Below are 26,233 nucleotides of genomic sequence, written 5' to 3' on the forward strand. Positions count from 1 at the left end.
TTGCCCGCGATGTCATGAAGTTGAACACTGCCCTGTGGCGAGCGAGCTTGCTCGCGCTGGGCTGCGCAGCGGCCCCTTTTTGGTGAGCGCTGCGCGCTCAAGCGGGAGCAAGCTCCCTCGCCACAAAGCGTGGTGAGGCTCAGATGTGATGATCGAAGCCAAAATCGGACTTGTTGCCGGGATGTCATGAAGTTGAACACTGCCCTGTGGCGAGCGAGCTTGCTCGCGCTGGGCTGCGCAGCGGCCCCTTTTTTGAGAGCGCTGCGCGCTCAAACGGAAGCAAGCTCCCTCGCCACAAAGCGTGGTGCGGCTCAGATGTGATGATCGAAGCCAAAATCGGACTTGTTGCCCGCGATGTCATGAAGTTGAACACGGCCCTGTGGCGAGCGAGCTTGCTCGCGCTGGGCTGCGCAGCGGCCCCTTTTTGGTGAGCGCTGCGCGCTCAAACGGGAGCAAGCTCCCTCGCCACAGAGAGCCTCAGAGGTTCTGTCAAAGCCAGTAGGCATCCCAGAGCGGATAGTCGCCGACTTCCTCCACAAGCCCTGCACGTACCGGATTGGCGAGGATGTAATGAGCAAATGGCAGAAGTTCTTCACCATCGCGGATGGCCCGGTCGTGGTAGCCGCTTTGCCAGAAAGCCCCCTGAGTGCCTGATGCTCGGTTAATGCTCAATGTGCTGCGGGATTTTATAGCTTGCATGACTTGCGCCAGGGAGCGCTGCTCAAGTTGCACCAGCCAATGAAAGTGGTCTGGCATGATGACCCAGGCAATCGAATTGACCCATTGTTGTTCATGGGCTCGTCTGAGTTCAGCCACTAATAGACGCCCCAAGCACCAATCACTGAACACCCGCCTGCGTTGATATACGACTGCCGTGATCAGATAGCCTCGGCCCCGTTCTGAACATCGTCCATGGCGTAGCCGATGGGAATTTGGATGTTTTTGCATTCCATTGCGTCCTTTTGCAGTGATCTGAAATGACCCTAGCCCGCCCCCTTCCTACTTGAGCCGGCAACTGCTGTCCGAATATTCCGAATTTGATGAAGGACTCACGGTGGAAACCATTTCCTGTGGCGAGGGAGCTTGCTCCCGCAGGGGTGCGAAGCAGCCCCAAATCCAGGCATCGCGGTCGGTCTGAAAAATCTCAATTGCAAGGTTGCGACTGCTGCGCAGTCGAGCGGGAGCAAGCTCCCTCGCCACAGGAGTGGCATCGTCTGTAATGGCTGGACTAGAGCTCTCGAGAAAAGAAAACCAACCTTCGCCGTAACATGACGATGCACCAATGCTGTGCAATACTCCCCGCCGTTTTTGCAGCGAATATTCCTACAAAACTCAGGTAATGCGCCTCCGTAAACAGCGCTTTTAGCGAGAGTTGTGCCTGAATGTTGTGGTTTATAGAGTGAAAAAGCCTGTCGGAAGCTTTTTATACTGCACGCCCCGCTGATCTTGCAGGTTTTGTCCTACAAGACGGGTTTGCCCATAAGGCAGGCCCGGTATCAGGAAGCGCTGGCTTACCGGTCCGCCCTTCGTTTACTCGGTGGTCACATCCAATAACAAGACGAGGTTGTACCCCTATGCCAGCAGGCAATCATCTGCCCCAAGGCGAGGCCGCTCAGGGCGGCCCGCTTAAACGCGAACTGGGCGAACGGCATATTCGTTTGATGGCACTCGGTGCCTGTATCGGCGTCGGCCTATTCCTGGGTTCGGCCAAGGCCATCGAAATGGCCGGCCCGGCGATCATGCTGTCCTACATCATTGGCGGCCTGGCGATCCTGGTGATCATGCGCGCCCTCGGCGAGATGGCCGTGCACAACCCGGTCGCCGGCTCCTTCAGCCGTTACGCCCAAGACTATCTCGGCCCCCTGGCCGGTTTCCTGACCGGTTGGAATTACTGGTTCCTGTGGCTGGTGACCTGCGTCGCGGAAATCACTGCGGTGGCGGTGTACATGGGCGTCTGGTTCCCCGAGGTGCCGCGCTGGATCTGGGCGCTGTCGGCGTTGATCAGCATGGGCACCATCAACCTGATCGCGGTGAAGGCCTTCGGTGAGTTCGAGTTCTGGTTCGCCCTGATCAAGATCGTCACCATCATTGCGATGGTCATCGGCGGTATCGGCGTGATCGCGTTCGGCTTCGGCAATGACGGCGTGGCCCTGGGGATTTCCAATCTGTGGGCCCACGGCGGCTTCATGCCCAATGGCGTGCAAGGCGTGTTGATGTCCCTGCAAATGGTGATGTTCGCCTACCTCGGCGTCGAAATGATCGGCCTGACCGCCGGTGAAGCGAAGAACCCGCAGAAGACCATCCCCAATGCGATCGGCTCGGTGTTCTGGCGCATCCTGTTGTTCTACGTCGGTGCGTTGTTCGTGATCCTGTCGATTTACCCGTGGAACGAAATCGGCACCCAGGGCAGCCCGTTCGTGATGACCTTCGAGCGTCTGGGGATCAAGACTGCGGCGGGCATCATTAACTTCGTTGTGATTACTGCGGCGCTGTCGTCGTGCAACGGTGGCATCTTCAGCACCGGGCGCATGCTCTACAGCCTGGCGCAGAACGGCCAGGCCCCGGCCGGTTTTGCCACGACTTCCAGCAATGGCGTGCCCCGTCGTGCGTTGCTGCTGTCGATCTTCGTGCTGTTGCTGGGCGTGCTGCTCAACTACATGGTCCCGGAAAAAGTCTTTGTCTGGGTGACGGCAATTGCCACCTTCGGCGCGATCTGGACCTGGGTGATGATCCTGCTGGCTCAGCTCAAATTCCGCAAAGGCCTGAGCGCCAGCGAACGGGCCGGGCTGAAATACAAGATGTGGTTGTACCCGGTCAGCTCCTATCTGGCGCTGGCATTCCTGGTGCTGGTGGTCGGCCTGATGGCGTACTTCCCGGACACCCGCGTGGCGTTGTATGTGGGGCCGGCGTTCCTGGTACTGCTGACGGTGTTGTTCTACGTGTTCAAGCTGCAACCGACCAATGCGACGCAAGGTGCGGTGCGTTCGGCTTCGTAAGGTTTGATGCCTGAAATGCAAAAGCCCCGGTCGTGATGATCGGGGCTTTTTCGTTTCAGACTGTCGCGGGTATGGGGGATTGGGTCAGCCGCTTATGGAAATCCAGCCAAGCCCCCAACAATCCCATCAGACCAACCCCCACCAGCGCCGTGAAAATCTGCATGGCAAAGGCGTCGTTGGTCATGGCGTTGATCATGTCCGCCAGGGGCGCCAGCAGCACGCCGAGGCAGAAGATTTCCAGCGAGTAACGACCCATGCGGCAACTCTGTTGTGCCCACCAGTTTCGAGTCCAGCTACGGCCGGGCAGCAACTTGGCGGTGACGTAGGCCAGCGCCAGGAAATGCACCAGCCGTACCGGCGACAGGTCAGTCTTGCTGATCGGGTACAACAGGTTGCTCAGCCACGCCGGCATTACCGCGTCGTGAATTTCCGGCCAGCGCCAGGAGATCGTAATCACCCCGGCGAACACCACGTACACCGCTGCACTGACAAACAAAGGCTGGTGCATTAAAGAACGTGTGTCGGGCAATCGCGGACGCTGCCCGTAAATCGCCGCCGCGCCGCCAAGCACAAACAGCAATTGCCACACGACGGGGTTGAAATACCACACGCCATCCTTGATCGCCGCCAGGTTCCAGCCGAACCACGGCGCCAGCAGATACACCGTCAACGACAGCGCCACTACCGCCCACGCCTTGCGTACCAACAGCGGCAGCGCCAACGGCAAACCGGCCAGCAGCACGATGTACAGCGGCAACGGGTCCATGAGGTTCGGTTTGAAGCGCAGCAGCAACTCATCCGTCAACGCTTGCTGAGGGTTGGTGATGAAGTGGTGCATGCCCATTTCTTCCACCAGGTCGCGGGTTTCCACATGGCTGTTGGCGAAGAACACAATGCCCATCAGCATCGCCAACAAGAAGATATGCACCACATAGAGCACCCAGGTGCGGCGCAGGATTTTCAGGCAGGCGATCAAATAGCCGTCGCGCTGGAGGATTTTTCCGTAGGCCAGGACCGCCGCGTAGCCGGCCAGAAACACGAAGATTTCTGCGGCGTCGCTGAAGCCGAAATTACGCAGGGTGATTTGCCCGAGGGGGTTGTGGGGCACGTGATCCCAGAAAATGAAGATCAGGGCCAGGCCTCGGAAAAAGTCGATTCGATGATCGCGTTCAGATGTCATGACTGAGGGCTCTTGAACGTGTTTTGAAAAGGAGTATTTCGCGACACAAAAGGTTGCGTGCCCCATATCGGCGGCGCAGGGTGGCGTGATTGGCCGTTAATTGCAAAGTGGGGGTATTACGGGATATTGCCCGTGATAGCCGTCTATCTTAAACACGGTGATTAAAGCCTTGCAGCAGGATCAAAGCTTCACGGATTGAATGCAGTCATCCGAAGGGGCATTGACATGAGGATGGGCGATTGGCTCGACAGAGAACTCGGCGGCCGACGGGTCTGGCTGTTTTTTCTCATGGCGACCTTTGCCTACGTCCTGCCGCTGATCCTCGCGGATTATCCCTACATCGATGACAGTTGGCGCGCACTGGCCGCCGGCATGGGCTGGTCGGAGGAAGGCCGCTTGTTCACCCAGCTGTTCTACAACTGGCTGACGTTCAGCGGTGCGGCGCCGAACATTTTCCCCTTACCCTTACTGATCGCCACGCTGGCGATGTCGTGGGCATTGACCCGCCTGACCTTCCACTACTTCGCCGAACCGACCCTGACCCATTGCCTGGTGGTGCTCGGGTTCTGGTACAACCCGTTCTTCCTGCAAAACCTGTCCTATCAATACGACGGGCCGGCCATGGCCCTGAGCCTGGTGGCGGTGATTTTCGCGATCACCTTTCGCAGCGCCTCGCGGGTCCAGCAATGGGTCGTGCCGGCGTTGCTGATTGCCCTGGCGTTGGGGCTGTATCAAGTCAGCATCAATGTGTTTCTCGGCTTGTGTGCTTTGGAGCTGCTGCGCGCCGCCGGGGCCAGACTGCCCTGGCCCCAGTGGTGGCGATTGATCGGCTGGAAAGCCGCGCAAGTGACGCTGGCCTGGCTGATCTACTTCGTCACGGCGGGGGCCTACATGAATCAGCACCGCACCCCGTTATTGAATTGGGGGGCGGCGCCACTGCTGCAAGTCGAGACCAACGTGGCCCGGGTGCTGGAAAAGGTCATGTTGCTGTTTCACGGTGGCTTCGGCTGGGTGTTTGCGGCGTTGTTGCTGTGTGCCGTTGCCGGTGGCGTCTTGCTCATCGAACGGCAGCAGACGGGGCCGAAGAGAGTGGTGATGGCGTGTCTGTGCTTATTGATCTTGCCCGTCGTGGTGTTTCTGGTGCCCGGCGCCGCGCTGTTTTTCCGCGACTTCAACGAAGGCGCCCGCACCTTGATGGGGTTTTCCGTGGTGCTGGTGCTGCTGTTCTACCTCAGCCATTCGGCGCTGGCGACCGTGCATCCACGGCTGCCGCTGCTGTTGTTGATCCCGCTGCTGGCCATGCTCTCCCTGTCCTTCGCCTATGGCCGGGTGCTGGTGATGCAGAAGACCTTCGCCAACACCGCGCTCAATGCGTTGAGCTACGACATCGCCTCCCGCCCGGCCCTGCGCGATGCCAAACGCATTTACCTCTCGGTGGCGTACTCCGATCACTGGCTGACCGCTGCCGCTGGTTCATTCAAGCAACTGCCGGTGCTGCAGTACTTGCTGAACACCGACTACTACATGCTCGCCGAAACCCTGCCGAAAGCCGGCATCACCAACGTGGTGGCCGAGCGGGAGCGGCGCAATGCAACCCGTGTCGGGTATCAGGGGTTTGTGCCATTGGTGGATAGCCAGTACTACCGGATTTATCTGCTGGGTGATTACGGTTTTATCGTGATGAAGGAGCCGAGGCCGATTGTTGAACTGCAATGGTGACCGTTGGTCCGGAACAGGGGCAGACCTGTAATTTCTGACAGTAGACGGCATCCGGTGGTGATTTTAGTTTGAGAGGCACCTCTGGCGGCGACGGGAAAGAGCCAGCATGAAAGTCTTCTGGAAAGGATTCTCCACTTACAGCGTCATCGGCGTGGCCAATGCGATCATCCATTGGCAGATCTTTTTCGTCCTCAGCACCGGCGCTGAACTCACGCAGGCTGCGAGCAACTTCGCGGCATATTGCGTTGCCGCGTCCTTTTCCTTCTATGTGAATGCGCTGTACACCTTTGATGCCAAGGTGTCGGTGGGCGTGTATCTGCTGTTCATTGGTCTTATGGGCGCCATGAGCTACGGCATCGGGCGCCTCGGCGATCTGTGGCGGTTTCCCGGTTTGCTGACGGTGACTGTGTTTTCACTGTTGAGCCTGGTGTGCGGTTTTGTCTTCTCGAAGTTCGTGCTGTTTCGTGGGCGTGAAACATGAAAACTTCTCAGCGCCCGGCGCGCCCGTTGACACAACTGACCGTGCCGTCCCGGCCCTTCGTGGTCGATCTGGACGGAACGCTGCTCAGGTCCGATCTACTATTCGAAAGCGCCTTGGCCTTTGTTCATTGTCAGCCGTCGCACTGGCTGAAGCCTTTGAATTGGCTCCGTCATGGCAAGGCGTATTTGAAAGAACAGTTGGCGCAGGCGACGGATATCGACGTCACCGTGTTGCCCTACGATCCCGATGTACTGGCGCTGATCGAGGCGCAACGCAAGGACGGGCGCAAGATTGTGTTGGCCACGGCCAGTCATCATTCGCTGGCGACGCGGATTGCCGAGCATTTGAAGGTGTTTGATGACGTCCTGGCCACAAGCCTTGGGTGCAATTTATCGGGCACGAACAAGCGTGATTTGCTGGTGGCGATATATGGCGAGCGAGGTTTTGATTACGTCGGCAATGCGCTTGAGGACTTGTCGATTTGGCGCGTGGCCGAGCAGGCCTATGTCGTCAATCCTTCGCCGGGCGTCGAGCTCGCCACCCAAAGCCTGAACAACGTGGTGCAAGTGGTCCGCTCGGGGGGGATGAATGTCAGGGATTGGTACAAGGCGTTTCGCATCCATCAGTGGGCCAAGAACGCGCTGATCTTCGTGCCGTTGCTGGCCGCGCATCAGATTGGCAATTCACTGCTGCTCTGGCACGGTCTGCTGGCTTTTGTGTTTTTCGGGTTATGCGCCTCCGGGGTCTATGTCCTCAATGACCTTCTGGACCTGGAGGACGATCGAAGACATCCGCGCAAACGCTATCGACCGTTTGCCAGTGGGCAGTTGTCGATCAAGTCCGGCCTGATCGTTTTTCCCTGTCTGCTGCTCACGGCTTTTATCGGGGCCTGGTGGTGCTTGCCTTGGCATTTCGTCGCTGTGCTGGCCACCTACTACGTGTTGACGCTGGTCTATTCGCTGGTATTGAAGCGGGTCATGGCCCTGGACGTGATTGCCTTGGCGCTGCTGTACACCTTGCGCATCATTGCCGGTGGCGCCGCGTTCGAACTGGAACTGACGGTGTGGATGCTGGCGTTTTCGATGTTCATGTTTTTGAGCCTGGCACTGGTCAAGCGCTACGCCGAACTCCAGGTCGCGTTGTGCAACGGCATCACCGGCAAAACCGGTGGCCGTGATTACTACCCGGCCGATCTGGCGATGCTCTCTTCCCTGGGGGCTGCTTCGGGTTACCTATCGGTGATGGTACTGGCGCTGTACATCCATGACAGTACGACCGTCGTGCTTTACAGCCATCCACAACTGATCTGGCTTGGCTGTCCGTTGTTGCTGTTCTGGATCACTCGTATCTGGATGCTGACCCATCGCGGCAGGATGAATGACGACCCGGTGGTGTTTGCATTGCGGGATCGTTTGAGTCTGGCGCTGGGCGTGATGTTTGGGCTGATTTTCTGGTTGGCGGTATGAAGCGCGATGCGCATGCAGGATCGGCCCCTGCAATCAGTCATCCATTAACACCTTGGGGGCATTACCCCACAGGGCGGCAGACAGGTCACCCGTGCCACTGGCGCAGTGATCTGAAGCAGCAATTGCAGACGTTAATCTGTCATCACGGCACAACCCTGCCATTCGGCAACGGCCGAAGTTACGGCGACAGCTGCCTCGCCAGCAGTGCGCATGTGTTGCATTTGCGCCCTTTGAATCGATTGATCGAAGCAAACTGGCAAACCGGCCAGATTTGCGCTGAAGCGGGGGTGACCCTCGGCGAGATTCTGCAAGTATCGATCCCCCATGGCTGGTTTCTGGAGGTCACGCCCGGAACACGCCACGTGACCCTGGGCGGCGCACTGGCCAATGACGTGCATGGCAAGAATCATCACCGGCGCGGTACGTTTGCCCACTCTGTATTGAGCTTTGGCCTGCATCGCTCCACGCAACCGCCAATGACGTGTTCACCTTTGGAAAATCCGCAGTGGTTCGCCGCCACGATGGGCGGGTTGGGCCTGACGGGCATTATTAGTTGGGTGAGCATTCGTCTGCGCAGAATTCAGTCCAGCCGGGTCGAGACGGTTCGGGTGCGGTTTGACCATCTGCGCGAATTCTTCGCGTTGTCGGCGGAGCTGGACCCTTTGCACGAATACAGCGTGGCGTGGATCGATTGCCTGGCCAAGGGTCGCCAGCGAGGGCGCGGGGTGTTTACCGTCGGCGAGCACAGTGAAAACGGGCCGCTTCAGGTCGCGCCGACACGCTCGCTGAGCCTGCCGATCCGGCCACCGGTGTCCTTGATCAATCGGCTCTCACTGAACCTCTTCAACCGCAGTTATTGGGCAATGCAACCGGCGACTCGGGTACACCAAATCGTCCCCTACAGCCCGTTTTTCTATCCGCTGGATGGCATCGAGCATTGGAATCGGGCCTACGGACGCAAAGGTTTCCAGCAGTTCCAGTGCGTGTTGCCCGAAACGACGGCCGAAGACGCCTTGGCCCAGCTCCTCAACGCGATTGCCCACAGCGGCACCGGGTCCTTTCTCGCGGTGCTCAAGCGCTGTGGCGATTTGACCTCGCCGGGGCTGCTGTCCTTTCCGATGCCTGGAACGTCACTGGCGCTGGATTTTCCTCAGAACACTGCGCTGACGAACACACTGCTGCCACGTCTGGACGCCATCGTCCGGGAGGCCGGTGGTCGGCTCTACCCGGCCAAGGACGCGCACATGAGCGGCCGCGATTTTCGCCAGGCTTACCCAGCCTGGGAACAAGTTGAAGCGCTGCGCGACCCGGCGCTGATGTCCCGTTTTTGGCAGCGAGTCATCCAATGAAAAAAATACTGATCGTGGGGGCCACCTCGGCCATCGCCAGTGCCTGTGCTCGGCGCTGGGCGGAGCAGGGCAACGAGTTTTTCCTGGTCGCGCGCGATGTGCAGAAAATCCAGCAAACCAGCGCTGATCTGTTGGTTCGAGGCGCTGGCAGGGTGACGTCTCATGTGATGGACGCCACAGATATCGCCGCACATCCGGTCATGCTGGAGCGTTGCCTTCGCACCTTGCAATCGATCGACATCTGCCTGATCGCCCACGGCACCTTGCCGGATCAATCCGTGTGCGAACAAAACGTCGAGGTGGCTCTGGCGGAGTTTGCCAATAACGGTACGTCGGTGATTGCGCTGTTGACGCTTTTGGCTAATCAAATGGCTGCCCAGCGTTGCGGAACCCTGGCGGTTATTTCCTCGGTCGCTGGCGATCGAGGGCGTTCGTCCAACTATTTGTATGGTTCAGCCAAAGCCGCTGTTTCAGCCTTTTGCGAAGGGCTGCGTGCGCGGCTGTTCAAGTGCGGTGTGCAGGTGATGACCATCAAGCCCGGTTTCGTCGATACGCCGATGACCCAAGGGCTGACGTTGCCGGCGCTGTTGGTCACGCAACCGGAGGACGTCGCCCGACGCGTCGTCGCCGGCATTGAGCACCAGAAGTCGGTGCTTTACGTGCCGGGGTTCTGGGCCTTGATCATGTGGGTAATTCGCGGGTTGCCGCAGTGGCTGTTCAAGAGGCTGAGCCTGTGAATCAGGAATTGTTCCTGTCCGGTTGGCGTTATCGGGTCTTGATCGGCTCGGTGGTTTGCTCGGCCCTGGCTTATCTCGTTGCTTCCCTATGGGGCGGCTGGTCGGCGGTGAGTGGCGCAATGAGTCGGGTCGGGTGGCTAATCGCAGCTCAGATCGGTGTGTTGATCCTGACTGGTTACGGCCTGCGTTTCTTGCGTTGGCAGACCTACCTCTATGCCCTGGGACATTCGTTGCCGTGGCGGCCGAGCCTGAAAATCTACCTCGCCGGTTTTGCCTTGACCACGACACCAGGCAAGGCCGGCGAAGCATTGCGTGGGGTGTTGCTCAAACGCTGGGGCGTGCCTTATGCCAACGGCTTCGCGGCGCTGGTCAGTGAGCGTCTGTCGGACCTGTTGGCCATGGTGTTACTGGCCTTGTTCGGCTTGAGCGACCACCCGGAGTGGCTCTCGATCATTGTCGTCAGCCTAGTGCTGGTGATCTGTGGTTTTTTGTTGGTTTCCCGACAAGAGCTGACGGACTTAGTTGAGCAACGAATATCTCGTGGACGCGGCTGGACGTCCCGGGTATTACGCAGCGTTATTCAAGTATTGCTCCAGTCGCGCCGGTGCCACACGTCGCGCCGTCTGATCGGTACAACGCTGTTGAGTCTATTGGCCTGGAGCCTCGAAGTGCTGGCGTTCTATTGGATATTGAGCGCCATGGGCCTCGACGTCCCGCTGATCTTCACGATGTTTGTGTATGCCGTTTCCATGCTCGCGGGCGCGTTGAGCTTTATGCCGGGCGGACTTGGCAGTGCGGAAGCGGTGATGGTCGCGTTGTTGGTGTCCAGTGACGTTGCGCTGCCGGATGCGATTGCGGCGACGGTTTTGTTGCGGTTGGTGACGTTGTGGTTTGCGGTGGGGTTGGGGGCGGCCGTTTTAGTTCGTATCAAGAATAAACCGGCTTTCACGGTAAACACCTTGGATGATTGAGCGAGGCGCTATGTTTGCACTGACAAGGAATAAGCAATCATTAATGTACGTTCTATTGTTGATGATTGTAGTGTTGGGGGCGGCGTTTCGTAGTTATAAGCTGTTCGATAAGAGCTTGTGGATGGATGAATTGTTCAGCGCGTGGGCCAGCGATCCTGAAAATGATTTGAGTACGGTGTTTCATAGAACCGTCGAGGATGTCCATCCACCGCTTTATCAGATTTTATTATGGTGTGTTTATAAGGTTTTTGGCTATGGAGAGCGTGTTGGGCGAGTTTTTTCGATGTTATTAGGTGTTGCTGTTATTCCAGCAATGTATGCGCTAGGTGTGAAATTGTTCAGTTCGTCGGTTGGGTTGCTAGTCGCCTGGTTGTCCGCCATAAATTTCTACTTGATATTTTTTTCACAAAATACCAGGTCCTACGAGTTACTTGTTCTGATGACGATTTTGTCTTTTGTTGCGTTTGTCTGTTTTTTAAGAAAGGTTAATGCCGTCACTGCTCTGCTTTACGCACTGGTCAGCGCGGCATTGGTCAATACTCACTACTTTGGTGTTTTACTTGTAGTGAGTCAGGCTATGTTTCTACTGTGTGAGCTATTTCGTTCGGGGTTTAATGGTCGGATGCTTTTATTAGGGGCGGGGGCAGGTGGGCTGATAGTGTTATCACTTGCGCCGACGATGAGTTTTATGCTGGACAATTTTAAAAAAAAGGACTCATGGATACCCAGGCCCGATAATCAATTTATCGTGGATACATGGGTTCTTCCTTTTGGCGATCTGTCTGTGGCATTAGTGTGTACTTTGCTTTTTTTGGTAGGTTTGAATGCCATGGTTCGACGCTCTGATGATCGCGGATCAGCCGGAATATTGTTGTGCTGGTGGCTTATAGGGTTTGCAGTGGCTTATGTGAGGTCGATGTTTTACACACCCATTTTTTCTTTGAAAAACGCAATTGTATTTGTGCCAGCCATTCTTGTTATCGTTGCTTATGGAGTCGATTTTGTTGAAGACCGGTTTGTAAAGGGAGTATTTGTTGTTTTTATATCTGTCGTGTCAAGCTCCTATTTTTTGACCCAGCCCAGTGTGCCCGAAGCCCTGAGACTTCAACACGATCTTCGCGCGCCGACACTGAAAGTTATAAGTGACGGCAGGAATATGCCTGTATATGCCCGGTTTAGTACTGAGCATATAACGTACTCAAAGTTGCTGGGGGCACCTATTGATGTCAGCAATCTTGAAACTGTAGAAGCGCGCCTGAAGGCTGGTCAAACACCGTTCTGTTTTTATGTCATTGCAGATCAATGGGACAGGGCACGCATTAACAATTATCCCGCTCAATTCGGTGTGAGCTTGATTCACACGGCAGAATTCGAGAACTCTGCCGTACTCGAGTACTGTTCCGGCACCTCGCCCACTAGCCGTCCTTGATCTGGAATGGAGTGTCAATCAATACAGTCTGACGCTCCATTTATTGGCTAAGCCGCCGCCACTTCCCCCGGCTCAAAACTATCCGCACGCGCCATCTGCCACATCCGCGAGTAAAACTCGCCATTCACTTCCCCGGTCAACAACTCCCCCGGTTTCAAAAACACATGCAACTGCGAGAACAACTTGATCTCGGTCGCCGACATGCGCCGTACCAAATGCTTGGCCGACAACTGCGAAGGATGCTCCAGCCCAGCCGCCGCCAGCATTTCAGCCAACGCCTTCAACGTATTGCGATGGAAGTTGAACACCCGCTGAGCCTTGTCCGGCACCACCAATGCGCGTTGGCGCAAGGTGTCTTGAGTCGCGACACCGGTCGGGCATTTGTTGGTGTGGCAGCTTTGGGACTGGATGCAGCCGATGGCGAACATGAAGCCGCGCGCGGAGTTGGCCCAGTCGGCGCCGATGGCCAGGACGCTGGCGATGTCGAAGGCGCTGACGATTTTGCCGCTGGCGCCGAGTTTGATTTTGTCCCGCAGGTTCAGGCCCACTAACGTGTTGTGTACGAACAACAGGCCTTCGCGCATCGGCACGCCGATGTGGTCGGTGAATTCCACGGGCGCGGCGCCGGTGCCGCCTTCCTTGCCGTCGACGACGATAAAGTCCGGGAGGATGCCGGTTTCCAGCATGGCTTTGGCGATGCCCATGAATTCCCACGGGTGGCCGAGGCAGAACTTGAAGCCCACCGGTTTGCCGCCGGACAGTTCGCGCAGTTGCTGGATAAAGTGCATCAGTTCGATCGGCGTGGAAAACGCGCTGTGCCGTGAAGGCGAGATGCAGTCTTCGCCCATCATGATGCCGCGGGTTTCGGCGATTTCCTTGGTGACTTTGTGCTTGGGCAGGATGCCGCCGTGGCCGGGTTTGGCGCCTTGGCTCATCTTGATTTCGATCATGCGCACTTGCGGCGTCTGAGCCTGGGCGGCGAAGCGTTCCGGATCGAAGCGGCCGTCGGCGGTGCGGCAGCCGAAGTAGCCGCTGCCGAGTTCCCAGGTCAGGTCGCCGCCGTTTTCCCGATGATAGGCGCTGATGCTGCCTTCGCCGGTGTCGTGGGCGAAGTTGCCAAGCTTGGCGCCCTGGTTCAGCGCACGGATGGCGTTGGCGCTGAGGGAACCGAAGCTCATGGCCGAGATGTTGAACACCGACGCCGAGTACGGCTGGGTGCACTGCGGGCCGCCGACCATCACACGGAAACCGCTCGGGTCACTCAACGGCGCCGGGCGCATGGAGTGGCCGATGAATTCGAAACCCGACTGATACACATCGATCAGCGTGCCGAAGGGTTTGTCGGCGCTTTCATTCTTGGCCCGCGAGTAGACCAGCGAACGCTGGGCCCGGGAGAAGGGCAGGGCATCGCTGTCGGATTCGAGCAGGTACTGGCGGATTTCCGGGCGAATGCCTTCCACCAGGTAGCGGATATTGCCGAGGATCGGGTAATTGCGCCGCACGGCGTGGGGGCTTTGCAACAGGTCGAACAGACCCACGAGGCTAAGCACGCCGGTGACGGCGGTGATCGGCCAAAGCCAGTCGTGTTGCAGGAAGGGCAGGCTGGCGAGGGTGAAAATCACGCAAGCGGCAAAGAAGGCGTAGCGGCTCAGGAGTGACAGGCTCATACGGTTTCCCTGGGTTCGGACTCGGTTATGTGCAACACGGTGGACTGTGGGGGCACTGACATCCCTGTGGGAGCGGGCTTGCTCGCGAAAGCGGTGTGTCAGCCACCATCAATGTTGAATCTGATGGCCTCTTCGCGAGCAAGCCCGCTCCCACAGAAAAGCGCTCCCGGTGGTGTTTCAGGCGTTTTGCGCCTGCAGGAATATCGAAAACAGCTCCGACTGGGACTTGATCCCCAGTTTGCTGTACATGTGTTTCTTATGGACTTTCACGGTTTCTACGGAGATTTCCAGCTTACGGGCGATTTCTTTGCTGGAGCAACCGCTGAGCATCAACCTTCCGACGTCCAGCTCCCGGGCGGTCAGTTGCGCGCCTTTGAGTTGCTGCACCGAGGCTTCCAGTTGCACGCGCCAGTCGGCGTGTTGCGGGGCGGGGGCCAGGGCTACGACTTCGTTGATTTCATAGGGCAGGCGCTGGCGCAACAGGCCCAGCACCCACGGCTGGATCAGCGACAGCAAGGCTATCTGCTGGCCGCTGAAACGCTGCTTGCTGCCCAACGACAGGCACAGCGTGCGGTCGCCTTCGAGCTGGCAATTGAACTGGATTTCGTCGGCCACCACATTCAGACGAAAGTAGCGCTGGTAATACTCCGTCAGCTCGAAGTGCTCTGGCGCGACTTCCGACAGGCGATAGAGCCCGGTGCGCGACTGTTCGCGGCAGGCGATGTAGAACGGGTCGAGCAGGTACAGGCCGCGCAGGTAATCCTGGAACAGTTGATCGGGGCTGCCGTCCTCGCCGGGGCATTCGGCGAACACCAGCGGGTGCTGGTCGGCGCTGAAAAGCAGCACCACCCAGCTGTCGAAATCCACGTATTGATCCAGCAACCGGACCAGTTGCGTCCAGAAATTCGGCTTGTCCAAGGCGTCGATCAGTTGCCCCACCGAGCGGTGCCAGGCGATGTCATCCAGCGAGAGTGTCATGCGTCTACCCCTATCGGGTTACCCCGGCCGCGTGATTCCCTGGCCGGTTGCTTGCTGCGCATACTGGCGCACAGACACCGACCGGGCAATCTTTCTGCATCCCCGGCGCTCATAACAAGGAATACCCATGAAGGTCGAACTCGCCCAATTGGCGGGCCGTGACAACGACACGGCTTACAACCTCGAACGCGCCCTGGCCGCCATCGCCGCCTGCGCCGCCGACACGCAACTGATCATGTTCCCGGAAGGCCACTTGATGGGCTTCGCATCGGAAGAGACCGTGGCCCAGGTTGCCGAGCCACTGGATGGCCCGACGGTCAGCGCCGTGATCGCCGCCGCCCGTGAACGCGATATCGCCGTGGTCGTGGGCATGGCCGAGAACGACAACGGCCGTTTCTACAACACCACGCTGCTGATCACCCCCGAAGGCATTGCCCTGCGCTATCGCAAGACGCATTTGTGGGCCTCGGATCGCGGCGTTTACGAGGCCGGCGACCGTTATGCCACGTGCCTGTGGAACGGGGTGCGGGTCGGCCTGCTGATTTGCTACGACATCGAATTCCCCGAAACCGCCCGCGCCCTGGCGCAACTGGGCGCCGAAGTGCTGCTGGTCACCAACGGCAACATGGACCCCTACGGCCCGACGCACCGCACCGCGATCATGGCCCGCGCCCAGGAAAACCAGGCGTTCGCGCTGATGGTCAACCGGGTGGAAGCGGGTGATGGCGGGTTGTTGTTTGCCGGCGGCAGTGCGCTGGTAGACCCGTTGGGCACGTTGCTGTTCGAAGCCGGGCGGGAGGAGGGGCAGTTTGCGGTTGAGCTGGACCTGAGCCAATTGGCGGCGGCGCGGCAGGATTATCGGTATCTGGATGATCAGCGGCTGAAGTTGCCGGGGGAGATGGTTGAACATGCTTGCGGGTTGCGGGAGCTGCTGATTCCTTCGAGCTGATCCGGTTTCTGTGGTGACTGGATTGACGCCTTCGCGAGCAAGCCCGCTCCCACAGGGGGAACGCATTCCAAATGTGGGAGCGGGCTTGCTCGCGAAGAGGCCCTCACCGACGACACACCTGTTTGACCCAAGAACAACAACGCAACACCCGTACCTTGCGCCGAACTCGGCTCTGCCATAAATCTAATAAATTCGGAGTAGTCGCTCATGGCTCGTTTGCAACGCACCCTGTCATTGGGTTCGGTGGTGCTGTTCGGCATCGCCTACATGACGCCGATCATTGTGCTCGGCACCTTTGGCATCCTCGCTCAATCCACCGCCGGCATGGTTCCGGCCGCTTACCTGGCGGCGTTGGTGGCGATGTTCTTCACTGCCATGAGCTACGGGCGCATGGCGGCGGCGTTCCCCGTCGCCGGTTCGGCCTACAGTTATGTGCGCAAAGCCATCAGCCCGAAACTCGGCTTTATCGCCGGTTGGGCGGTGCTGCTCGATTATCTGTTCCTGCCGATGGCGATCTGGCTGATCGGCGCCGCTTACCTTAACTCCGCGTTCCCGGCTGTGCCGCAGTGGATCTGGGTGCTGGCGTTTATCGGTATTACCAGTGCGATCAACATCGTCGGCCTGAAACTGGCCAACGGCATCAACGCCTTGCTGATGCTGGTGCAAGCGCTGGTGCTGATCGCTTTCGTTGTGCTGTGCGTCCATTACATCGGCGGCGACGCGAGCACACCGCTGTGGACGATCAAACCGTTCTTCAACGGCGACATGCAAATGCCGCTGATCATGAGCGGCGCAGCCATCGCCTGTTACTCGTTCCTCGGTTTCGACGCGGTGAGTACCTTGACCGAAGAAACCCGCGACCCACGCCGCACGATTCCCCGGGCGATCATGTTGATTACCCTGATCGGCGGTTTGATTTTTGTCGGCGTGTCGTACTTCGTGCAGATTGCCCATCCGTCGTTCCAGTTCGATAACGTCGACTCGGCGGCTTACGAGATTGCGCGCAATATCGGTGGCGACCTGTTTGTGTCGATCTTCCTGATCGGCCTGATCGTCGGCCAATTCGCCTCGGGGCTTTCGGCCCAGGCCAGCGGTTCGCGGTTGCTGTTCGCCATGGGCCGCGACGGTGTGCTGCCCAAATCGTTCTTCGGCACCTTACATGAGAAATTCGGCACGCCGGTCAACAGCATCCTGTTGTGCGCGGTGGTGGCGTTGCTGGCGCTGAAACTGGACGTGACCACCTCGACCTCGTTCATCAACTTCGGCGCGTTCCTGGCCTTCAGCCTGGTGAACCTGTCGGTGATCTTCCATTACTGGATCGGCGGCGAGAAAAAAGGCCCCCGTGAACTGGTGCTGTTCCTGGTGTTCCCGTTCATTGGCCTGGTGGCGGACCTGTGGCTGATGGTCAGCCTCGATCACCTGGCGATTTACCTGGGCCTGAGCTGGTTGGCGATTGGCGTGGTGTACCTGGCAGTGCTGACGGGCGGGTTCCGTCGCCAGCCGCCGGAGATGGATTTCCAGGAGGCCACATAACCCAAGCCTGGAAAATAACCTGTGGGAGCGAGCTTGCTCGCGATGGCGGAGTGTCAGTCACTATAAAAGTTGACTGATGCTCTGCCATCGCGAGCAAGCTCGCTCCCACATTTGTTTTGTATTCTCACATTTGAATTGTGGTCAGCTCGCCAACTTGGTCTGGCGCACCGGCAATTCAACCCGGAACGTCGTGCCCGTGCCGACGACGCTACGCACTGAGATATCCCCGTGGTGTTTCTTCACGATCCCGTACGACAGTGACAACCCCAACCCGGTGCCCTGGCCGATCGGTTTGGTGGTGAAGAACGGGTCGAAGATTTTCTGCAGGGTCTGGGGTTCGATGCCCGAGCCGGTGTCGGCGACTTCGATCCACACGGTTTCCCCCGCCAGCCCGGTGCGCAAGGTGATGATGCCGCGTTCCGCGCCAATCGCCTGGGAGGCGTTGACGATCAGGTTCATGATCACCTGGTTGATTTGCGACGGCAGGCACTCGATGTCCGGCAGTACCTGATACTCCTTCACCACATCGGCCTTGTACTTGAGTTCGTTGGCGACGATGTTCAAGGTGGATTCGATGCCCTGGTGCAAATTGGCCCACTGCCATTCCTGGTTCGAGTCGACCCGGGAGAAATCCTTCAAGTCCTTGACGATCTGCCCGACCCGGCTGATGCCGTCCTTGGATTCCTTGATCAGCAGCGGAATGTCCTCGCGCAAAAACTCCAGTTCGACCCGTTCCCGCAGCACGGCCAGTCGCTCGATCACTTCAGGCGAAGTAATCGCTTCTTCAGAACCGCGATAGGCATCGAGCATTTCCTGCAACTGCTTGAAGTAGCCATCCAGGCAGCCGAGGTTGGAGGAAATAAAACCGATGGGGTTGTTGATTTCATGTGCGACGCCAGCCGCCAGTTGCCCCAGTGACGCAAGTTTTTCCGACTGCACCAATTGCGACTCGAGCTGTTTGCGCTCGTCGATTTCCCGTTGCAGCTCGACGCTGGCTTCCTTGAACTGACGGGTGCGGCGTTCGACCATTTGCCCCAGGTGATCCACCTGCACACTGGCCCGTTCGGTCATGTGCCATTTGGTCAGCAGGGTATTGGCCATCTGCTGCACTTCGATGTTGTCGAACGGCTTTTTCAAAATCAGCAAGCGGTCGTGGGCCTGCAAACGGTCCAGCAGTTCATCCCACGAATAGTCGGAATACGCGGTACACACCACCACTTGCAGGCGCGGGTCCTGTTGCCACAGGTGTTCGATGGTTTGTGCGCCGTCCCAGCCATCGGGCATGCGCATGTCGACGAACGCCATGGCGTAGGGGCGGTTTTCCTTCAGGGCGAAGTTGAGTTTGCCCAGGCCTTCCTGCCCGCCGAAGGCCGAGTCCAGTTCGAACAGCGCGCTGGCGGATTTCGCTTCGGCACCGAACAGCGTGGCCTCCATCTCATCCAGCTCCACGTGTTGCACCGGGCTGGGCGTGAGGATCTTGCGGAAATCGACATGGATGGACGGTGTGTCATCGATCAACAAAATGCGTCGATTCGAGGGGGTGCTCATGCGTCACCTGCTACGGTTTTCAGGGGGATTTGCAACGTGAACTGTGCGCCTTTGCCCGGCCCGTCGCTGTGGGCGGTGAGGTGGCCGTTCATCTCGATGGCGGCCAGGGCGCAGCTGTGCAAGCCGAAGCCGTGGCCTTCCTTGCGGGTGGTAAAACCGTGGGCAAAGATGCGCGTCATGTTTTCCTTGGGGATGCCTTCGCCGTCGTCCTTGACGCTGACTTGCAGGATGGTGTCGTCGACGATTTTCACCCCCAGGGTCATCTGCCGTGGACGGTCGCTGAGATCGGACATGGCGTACTTGGCGTTGCTGATCAGGTTGATCAGGATCAGCAGCAAGCGATGTTTGTCGCCCATCACCCGGGGTACATCGCTGTACTCCTTGACCACCGTGACATGGTGCCGGGTCAGGGCGCCGGAGTTCATGCGCAGTGCATCTTCCAATAGCTCGCTGATATGCACCGGCTCCATCAGGCTGTTGGCCCCGGCATAGGATTGCTGGGTGGCGACGATGTCCTTGATGTGGTCGACGCTTTTGGTCAACTGCGCCAGTTCATCGGTCATGCCCTGTTGTTCGAGGGCGATGGCGTCTACCAGTTGGTTGAGGTAGCCGGGCAGCAGTTTGCCTTTCTCGTCCTCGGTCAAAAAGCTGCCCAGGTCGGTGGGGTGTTCGTTGATCAACTGCATCGCCTTGCCCAGGCCCAAGGCCTTGCTGCTGCGCAATTTGCGGGTCACCAGGTCGGCGGAGATGTTCACGCTGTTGAGCACGTTGCCGACGTTGTGCAACACGTTGGTGGCGATCTCGGCCATGCCGGCCTGGCGCGCGGTGTCGAGCAGTTCGCTCTGGGTGTCCTTGAGTTCCCGGGTGCGTTCTTCGACCCGCAGTTCCAGGTCTTCGTTGGCGGTTTGCAGCGCTTTGTTGACGCGGCTGATCTCGGTGAAACTGCGCATCAGCCGAATCGCCATGTACACCAGCACCAGCACCAGCAACACGGAAAACACCAGCATGTAGAAGTGGTAGCGCTGATACACCGCATCGGCCGCCTGCTGGTCTTCGTTGAGCAAACCGGTGATGTCGTCCAGCCGCTCGGCCACGGGGACGGCTTCAATCTCTGCCAGCAGGGTGTTGACGATCGGTTGCTCGCGCAGGATCAGCGCAATGTGATTGCTCAGGATATCGACGGGGCTGTGGAACGCCTCCGGCAGCCGCAGTTTGTTCACCCCGAGTTTGTTCAAGCCCACCAGGATGTCGGCAGCTTTGTCGTCGGAGGTGACCTGGGCGAACTCCAGGGCGCTGAGCAGCAAGTCATAGGTGTCGGTGGCGATGTTTTGCAATTGCAGTTGGTCGCCGTCCGCCACTTGGGTCAGAGGTTGCTGGATGTCGTCTTCGGCGGTGGGCAAAAACGCCAGTGAATTGCGCAGCACCGCGTTGTGGGATTTGAATTGCTCCACCAGCCGGGTTTTTTCCTGGATAGCGGCCAGGTATGCGTCATGGCTGTCCTTCCACGCGGACGACTCATTGCGCCCATGGTTCGATTCCATGCTGTCGAAGCGTTCCCACAACTGGGTCATCTCGGTCAGGGGTGTAACCAGCGGATCGTAGTTGTGATTGAGGGTGATCCGCGCCTTGAGAATCTCGGTTTCCCATTGCGCGTTGAGCTGTTTCATCCGCCCGATCAAGTCCCGGGACTCGGTGTAGGTCGAGGTCTGGTCGGAACTGGATTTGAGGTACAGGAACAACAGGATCGAGGCCAGCGCCAGGGCCACCAGGCTGAGCAATGCGAGGCTGCGACGTCGGGACATTTTCATAATGGCTTGCCCTCCCATTCACCGGTCAGGGTCTTGAGAAATTTGATGATCAGGGTCTTGTCTTCGTCCGAGGGCACGCGGCCGAGCTGGTACTTGAACATCACATCCACGGCGTCTTCGAGGGTTTTTGCCGAGCCGTCGTGGAAGTACGGCGCGGTCACGGCGACGTTGCGCAGGCTCGGGACCTTGAACACGTTGCGGTCCTCTTCATCCTTGGTCACCAGGTAGCGCCCCAGGTCGGTTTCGGTGGGGTTGCCCCGGGCCTGGAAGTAATCGCCCATGACCCCGAATTTCTGGAACATATTGCCGCCGATGTTCACCCCTTGATGGCAGGAAATGCAGCCGTAGTCCTTGAAGCGCTGATAGCCGTATTTTTCATCGAGGGTGAGGATGTCGGTATTGCCTTGCAGGTACTGATCGAAGCGCGAGTTGGCGCTGACCAGCGTGCGCTCGTAGCTGGCCAGGGCGTTTTGCACATTGCCCATGGTCACGCCGTCGGGGTAGGCCTTGGCGAACGCGGTTTTGTAGGTCGGGTCGGCGCTGAGCGTCTGCACCACGTGTTCCCAATTGCTGCCCATTTCGCTGGGGCTTTGCACCACTTCGTGGACCTGGGTTTCCAGGGTGTCGGCACGGCCATTCCAAAACTGGCGAAAATTCAGGGACGCATTAAGTACGCTCGGGGTATTGATGAGCACCGGTTGGCCGTTGAAGCCGATGGAGAACTGTTTGTTATCGGCGCCGCCGCTTTCCAGTCGATGGCAACTGGCACAGGACAGCGTGTTGTTGACCGACAAGCGCGGCTCATTGAACAACTGGCGACCGAGTTCGACCCGCAGCGGGTTCTGCTGCGGCACCGCAGGCAAGGGTTTGAGCGGTTCATCCAGCGGCGCGGCACTGGCGCTCAGGCAGATCGCCAACGCAAACACCGCAACGGCAAAGGCAGGGTTGGGCGACATCGAATAATTCCTTGGCGGTTGGCCTGGGTGGCGTCGTGCGTCGCTCATGTCTGGGCTGAAGGCAGCGGCTTCACCAACATCAAATAATGCGCAAAGGCATCCGGCGCCACGGCTTTGCTGAAGTAGTAACCCTGGCCTTCTTCGCAATGATGGGCCTTGAGGAAATCCAGTTGTTCGAGGGTTTCGATGCCTTCGGCGATCACCGTCAGCTTCAGGCTCTTGCCCAGACTGATGATGGCGCTGACCAGGGCGGCGTCGCTGCTGTCACGGCTCAGGCCGCGAATGAACGACTGGTCGATTTTCAGCACATCGATGGGGAACCGGCGCAGGTAACTCAGGCTGGAATAACCGGTGCCGAAGTCATCGATGGCCAGGCGCACGCCCAGGGCCTTGATCCGGTTCAGGGCGGTCACGGTGGCGTCGACGTTCTGCATCAACACGCCTTCGGTGATTTCCAGTTCCAGCAAGGTCGGGTCCATGCCGGTCTGCTTGAGGATCAGCTCGATGCTTTCCACGAAGTCGCGTTGGCGAAAATCGATGGCCGAGACGTTCACCGAGATGCAGATTTTCGGCAGCCCGGCGGACGTCCAGATACACGCCTGGCGACAGGCCTGGGCCATCACCCATTTGGTCAGCGGCACAATCAAGCCGCTGTCTTCGGCCACGGCGATGAAGTCCGAGGGATAGACCCAGCCTTGCCCGGGTTTTTTCCAGCGGATCAGCGCTTCGGCACCCACCACCTGGCCGCTGCTCAGGTCCATTTTCGGCTGGTAATGCAGCACGAATTCATTGCGCTCCAGGGCCAGGCGAATGCCCGACTCGATGCTCTGCTGGTCCCGGGCGCGCTGGTTCATCTCGTCGATGAAAAAGCTGAAATCGTTCGGACCGTTTTCCTTGACGTTGCGCATCGCGGTTTCGGCTTTCTTGATCAGCACGATGGCATCGAGGCCGTCTTCGGGGTAGATGCTGATCCCCAGGCTGGCGGTTACGCTCAGGTCGTGGCCGGCAATGTGTTGCGGCGCGCGGATCGCGTTCAGCAGTTTTTCGGCGATGCCCTTGGTCTGCTGCGGGTGGCGGATATCGGCCAGGATCACCACGAACTCGTCGGAGCCGTAGCGAAATACCGAATCGGATTCGCGCACCGTGGCCACCAGGCTCTGGCCGACGCGTTTGAGCATTTCGTCGCCGGCCGGATGGCCCAGGGCATTGTTGATGCGCTTGAAGCGATCCAGCCCGAGAAACATCACCGCCAGTTGTTTGTCATGGCGCCGGGACAGAGCCAGGGACTGGTTCAGGCGATCACCGAGCAAGGTGCTGTTGGGCAATTCGGTGAGGATGTCGTATTGCAACAGGTGCGAGACCTTGAGCAGCTCATGCACCCGGGCTTCGATGGTCTGTTCCAGGCTCAGGACTTTCATCGCCGCGTCCTGGGCCATCTGCCATTTCCAGGTCAGGGCACTGGCCATCTGGCGGATTTCCAGGCTGTCGAAGGGTTTTTTCAACACCAGTAGCTGATCGCCGAACTCGAGCCGTTCGGCCATGGCTTCCCAGCTGTAATCCGAATACGCGGTGCACAGGGCGATTTGCAGGCTGGGATCGGCTTTCCACAACTCTTCGATGGTTTCCAGCCCGTCCCAGCCCGGCGGCATGCGCATATCGGTGAACGCCAGGGCATACGGGCGACCTTCAGCCCGGGCGCGCTTGACCAGTTCCAGGGCTTCCTGGCCCTGGTAGGCGGAATCGAGCTGAAAGGTCAGGCGGTCCGGTTGCAGGGTGCCGAACAGCGCCTCCTCGGTGCCGGCGAGGGACTGTTCCTCTTCCGCGTCGGGGTCGAGGATCTTGCGAAAATCCAGGTGAATCGACGGTGTGTCATCGATGATCAGGATGCGCCGGTTGGTCCGCACGAAGGGTGTCTTCATCCGTTGTCCTCCGTGGTGCGCGGCGGGTTGTCCAGGAGCGGACCGGTTTCGCTGCCCAAGGGCACGATACTCCCGGCTTTCAGCAGTTCGGCGGCTTGTTGGCTGCTGACCGCTTTGCTGAAGAAATAGCCCTGGGCGTTCATCGGCGAACCGGTAGCCATCAGCGAAGTGCGTTGTTCCTGGGTTTCGACACCTTCGGCAATGATTCCGATCCCTACGTCACGGGCAAAGTTGATGATGGCGCGCAAGGTGTTGGCGCTGGCCGGGTCCTGGGCGGCCGTGTCGATAAAGGCCTGGGCCAGTTTCAGGTGGTTGACCTGGTAGGTCTTGAGGTAATCGAAGGAGGAGTATTCGGTGCCGAAGTCGTCGATGGCGATCTTCACCCCCAGCTCCCGCAGGCGCGGCAGCACATCGTTGTGGGTCCATTTGGTCTGGGCCAGGGTCGCTTCGGTGACGTCGAAACGCAGGTCCCAGGGGCACAGTTCCCAACGCGCAGTGGTGCGCAGCACGTCGTAGATCAGCTCGGGGCCGCTCTTGAGCTGGGCCAGGGACAACTTGATCGCAATCACCGGCGGCGCCATGCCTTCGTCGCGCCACTGACGCATCTGCTGGCAGGCACGGTCCAGCACCCAGTGGCCGAGGGCGACGATAGTCCCGGTTTTTTCCGCCGCCGGCAGGAACGCCGGGCCTTCGAGGACGCCGCGGGTAGGGTGGTTCCAGGTGACCTGGGCCTCCATGCCGAGGATCTTGCCGGTGCTCAGGTCCACTTCGGGCCAGTAATGCAGTTCCAGTTCTTCGTGTTCGATGGCCGATTTCAGGTCGCTGGCGATGGTCATGCGCTCGACCACTTCCTGATTGATCTCCTCGGAGTGGAAGTGGTACTGGTTGCGCCCCTGCTCCTTGGAGCGATACAGCGCCATGTCGGCCTGGGTCAGCAGGCTGTCGGCATTGAGCATGTCCGAAGTGCAACTGCTGATGCCGATGCTGACCGAGGCCCGCACATCGTTGCCGCCCAGGGAGTAGGGCGCCACCAGCGCATCGCGGACCTTGACCGCCAGCGCCGCCGATTGGGTCGGGTCACCGACATCGAGCTGCAGGATGGCGAACTCGTCACCACCGAGGCGCGCAACCACGTCGTTCTCGCGCACACAGGCCTTGATCCGTCGGGCGACTTCTTGCAGCAGCAGATCGCCGATCGGGTGGCCAAGGGTGTCGTTGATGCGCTTGAAGTGGTCCAGGTCCAGGTAAAAAATCGCAAACGCGGTGGCGCCCCGGCGATGGGCGGCGAACGCCTGGTGCAGCCGTTCGATCAGGGTGGCGCGGTTGGCCAGCCCGGTCAGCCCGTCGGTGCGGGCGAGCAGGGCGATTTTCTCTTCGGCGAGCCGGCGTTCAGTGATGTCGAGGATGATCCCTTCGACTTCCAGCAAGCGACCTTCGCCGTCGCGCACCGGGATGTAGCGGTTTTCCACCCAGCGCCAGGCACCGTCGCCGGTGCGCATGCGGAACTCGATGGACGCGCCCTCGGCATGCCGGTCCAGCACCCGCTCCATGGCGCTGTCGACCTTGGCCAGGTCGTCGGGGTGAATCAGTTCCTTGGACCAATTGGCCGACGCCACCAGTTTGGCTGCGGTGTGCCCGTACTTAGTAATGTTGTGGGAGATGTACATCAGCGGAAACGACGGCTCGCCGCGCAGCCGATACAGGATGGTCGGGCTGTTCTGCACGATGATGTTGGCGTCCGACAGCTCCAGAGTGCGCTCTTCCACCGCTTGTTCGAGCAGGGACATCTTCAGCGCCGCGTCTTCGGTCATCTGCCATTTGGCCGTGAGGGCGCTGGCCATCTGGCGGATTTCGATGGCATCGAAGGGTTTTTTCAGGATCAACAGGCGATCGCCCAGCTCCAGCCGTTCGTCGATGTCTTCCCAGGAATAGTCGGAATAGGCGGTGCACAGCGCCACTTGCAGCTTGGGATCGACCTGCCACAGCCGTTCGATGGTTTCCAGGCCGTCCCAGCCCGGCGGCATGCGCATGTCGATAAATGCCATGGCATAAGGCATATCGTTGGCCAGGGAGGCTTCGACCTTGTTCAAGGCTTCCAGCCCCTGGAACGCCGAGTCGAGGGTAAAGCTTTGCAAGGTGATAGCCGCCGTCGATCCGAAAAGCGCCCGTTCGGTGTTGTCGAGGTCGTCGTCCTCGATGGTCTGCGGGCTGAGGATCTTCGCGAAATCCTGATGGATCGAAGCGGTATCGTCGACGATGAGGATTCGCCGGTTGGTGCGTGCCAGGAGCGCGTTCACAGGCATGCACCCTGGGTGACAGCAATTCGAAACGGTCTGTTCATAGGGGCATCCTTTCCCTGATCACCTGGCCGAACGGTTACAGAATGTGGATCCGAGTCAGCTCAGCATAGTCCTTTGTAAGGAGTTCGCTTGGGCGAATGGAGTGAATGAGTTGCGGGCAGTGTCTGAAAATCATCTAGCCTGTAGCTCAGGCTCCGGCAAGAGTGGATGTTTGTCGTTGACCTGGCATAACGATGGACCCGTTTCA

General features: G+C 58.9%; 19 protein-coding genes. 10 read left to right on the plus strand and 9 right to left on the minus strand.

Annotation, left to right across the window (positions count from 1 at the left end; genetic code table 11):
- Positions 1-489: 489 nt before the first annotated feature.
- Positions 490-948 carry an REP-associated tyrosine transposase gene (locus tag BK665_RS31020; protein WP_123410285.1) on the minus strand — a complete coding sequence of 153 codons (459 nt, stop codon included), beginning with the start codon at positions 946-948 and terminating at the stop codon, positions 490-492.
- Between the two features lie 626 nt (positions 949-1,574).
- Between BK665_RS31020 and BK665_RS31030 the strand changes: the two genes are divergently transcribed.
- Positions 1,575-2,996: an amino acid permease gene (locus BK665_RS31030; RefSeq protein WP_123410287.1), complete on the plus strand. Its 1,422-nt coding sequence runs from the start codon at positions 1,575-1,577 to the stop codon at positions 2,994-2,996.
- A gap of 55 nt (positions 2,997-3,051) precedes the next feature.
- Here the strand turns inward: BK665_RS31030 and BK665_RS31035 are convergent, their stop codons facing one another.
- Positions 3,052-4,176, minus strand: coding sequence for an OpgC family protein (locus tag BK665_RS31035; RefSeq protein WP_123410288.1), 1,125 nt, complete (start codon positions 4,174-4,176; stop codon positions 3,052-3,054).
- A gap of 225 nt (positions 4,177-4,401) precedes the next feature.
- Between BK665_RS31035 and BK665_RS31040 the strand changes: the two genes are divergently transcribed.
- From BK665_RS31040 to BK665_RS31070, 7 genes are all read left to right on the plus strand, one after another.
- Positions 4,402-5,895, plus strand: a complete 1,494-nt coding sequence (locus BK665_RS31040) for a glucosyltransferase domain-containing protein (protein ID WP_375538961.1) — start codon at positions 4,402-4,404, stop codon at positions 5,893-5,895.
- 106 nt (positions 5,896-6,001) lie between these two features.
- The gene (locus BK665_RS31045) at positions 6,002-6,376 is read left to right on the plus strand and encodes a GtrA family protein (RefSeq protein ID WP_123410290.1); all 375 of its coding nucleotides are present in this window, start codon (positions 6,002-6,004) and stop codon (positions 6,374-6,376) included.
- Entirely contained in the window at positions 6,373-7,842 is a 1,470-nt protein-coding gene (locus BK665_RS31050; RefSeq protein ID WP_123410291.1) for a UbiA family prenyltransferase, read from the plus strand. The genes BK665_RS31045 and BK665_RS31050 overlap by 4 nt, the downstream gene beginning before the upstream one ends.
- 32 nt (positions 7,843-7,874) lie before the next feature.
- On the plus strand, positions 7,875-9,191 hold the full coding sequence (locus BK665_RS31055; RefSeq protein ID WP_375538965.1) for an FAD-binding oxidoreductase: 1,317 nt from the start codon (positions 7,875-7,877) through the stop codon (positions 9,189-9,191).
- Positions 9,188-9,928, plus strand: coding sequence for an SDR family oxidoreductase (locus BK665_RS31060; protein WP_123410293.1), 741 nt, complete (start codon positions 9,188-9,190; stop codon positions 9,926-9,928). The genes BK665_RS31055 and BK665_RS31060 overlap by 4 nt, the downstream gene beginning before the upstream one ends.
- Positions 9,925-10,899 (plus strand): lysylphosphatidylglycerol synthase transmembrane domain-containing protein, encoded by a 975-nt coding sequence (locus BK665_RS31065; protein ID WP_123410294.1) that lies wholly within the window; start codon positions 9,925-9,927, stop codon positions 10,897-10,899. Before BK665_RS31060 ends, BK665_RS31065 begins: the two co-directional genes overlap by 4 nt.
- A 10-nt stretch (positions 10,900-10,909) precedes the next feature.
- Positions 10,910-12,328: a glycosyltransferase family 39 protein gene (locus tag BK665_RS31070; protein WP_185076689.1), complete on the plus strand. Its 1,419-nt coding sequence runs from the start codon at positions 10,910-10,912 to the stop codon at positions 12,326-12,328.
- Between the two features lie 47 nt (positions 12,329-12,375).
- Here BK665_RS31070 and BK665_RS31075 read toward each other — a convergent pair whose 3' ends face one another.
- The gene (locus BK665_RS31075; RefSeq protein ID WP_123410296.1) at positions 12,376-13,995 is read right to left on the minus strand and encodes an FMN-binding glutamate synthase family protein; all 1,620 of its coding nucleotides are present in this window, start codon (positions 13,993-13,995) and stop codon (positions 12,376-12,378) included.
- Positions 13,996-14,172: 177 nt separating this feature from the next.
- Positions 14,173-14,973 (minus strand): helix-turn-helix transcriptional regulator, encoded by an 801-nt coding sequence (locus tag BK665_RS31085; RefSeq protein ID WP_123410297.1) that lies wholly within the window; start codon positions 14,971-14,973, stop codon positions 14,173-14,175.
- Between the two features lie 127 nt (positions 14,974-15,100).
- Here BK665_RS31085 and BK665_RS31090 point away from each other — a divergent pair, with 127 nt between their 5' ends.
- Together BK665_RS31090 and BK665_RS31095 are read left to right on the plus strand one after the other, a co-directional pair.
- Positions 15,101-15,922, plus strand: a complete 822-nt coding sequence (locus BK665_RS31090; protein ID WP_123410298.1) for a carbon-nitrogen hydrolase family protein — start codon at positions 15,101-15,103, stop codon at positions 15,920-15,922.
- 207 nt (positions 15,923-16,129) lie between these two features.
- Complete coding sequence (locus BK665_RS31095) at positions 16,130-17,455, plus strand: APC family permease (protein ID WP_123410299.1); 1,326 nt, start codon at positions 16,130-16,132, stop codon at positions 17,453-17,455.
- A gap of 141 nt (positions 17,456-17,596) precedes the next feature.
- On the opposite strand, the gene BK665_RS31100 is transcribed toward BK665_RS31095, so the two are convergent.
- Genes BK665_RS31100 through BK665_RS31120 form a run of 5 tightly spaced genes read right to left on the minus strand, consistent with a single transcriptional unit; the run spans position 17,597 to position 25,989 of the window.
- Positions 17,597-19,003 carry an ATP-binding protein gene (locus tag BK665_RS31100; RefSeq protein WP_123410300.1) on the minus strand — a complete coding sequence of 469 codons (1,407 nt, stop codon included), beginning with the start codon at positions 19,001-19,003 and terminating at the stop codon, positions 17,597-17,599.
- Positions 19,000-20,811, minus strand: coding sequence for a DAHL domain-containing sensor histidine kinase (locus BK665_RS31105; RefSeq protein WP_123410301.1), 1,812 nt, complete (start codon positions 20,809-20,811; stop codon positions 19,000-19,002). Before BK665_RS31105 ends, BK665_RS31100 begins: the two co-directional genes overlap by 4 nt.
- On the minus strand, positions 20,808-21,767 hold the full coding sequence (locus BK665_RS31110) for a cytochrome-c peroxidase (RefSeq protein WP_123410302.1): 960 nt from the start codon (positions 21,765-21,767) through the stop codon (positions 20,808-20,810). The genes BK665_RS31105 and BK665_RS31110 overlap by 4 nt, the downstream gene beginning before the upstream one ends.
- Before the next feature lie 44 nt (positions 21,768-21,811).
- Positions 21,812-23,686, minus strand: a complete 1,875-nt coding sequence (locus BK665_RS31115) for a putative bifunctional diguanylate cyclase/phosphodiesterase (protein ID WP_123410303.1) — start codon at positions 23,684-23,686, stop codon at positions 21,812-21,814.
- Complete coding sequence (locus BK665_RS31120) at positions 23,683-25,989, minus strand: putative bifunctional diguanylate cyclase/phosphodiesterase (RefSeq protein ID WP_123410304.1); 2,307 nt, start codon at positions 25,987-25,989, stop codon at positions 23,683-23,685. The genes BK665_RS31115 and BK665_RS31120 overlap by 4 nt, the downstream gene beginning before the upstream one ends.
- Positions 25,990-26,233: the final 244 nt, after the last annotated feature.

Origin of the sequence: Pseudomonas frederiksbergensis (assembly GCF_003732665.1) — a bacterium.
Classification (GTDB): Bacteria; Pseudomonadota; Gammaproteobacteria; order Pseudomonadales; family Pseudomonadaceae; genus Aquipseudomonas; species Aquipseudomonas frederiksbergensis_G.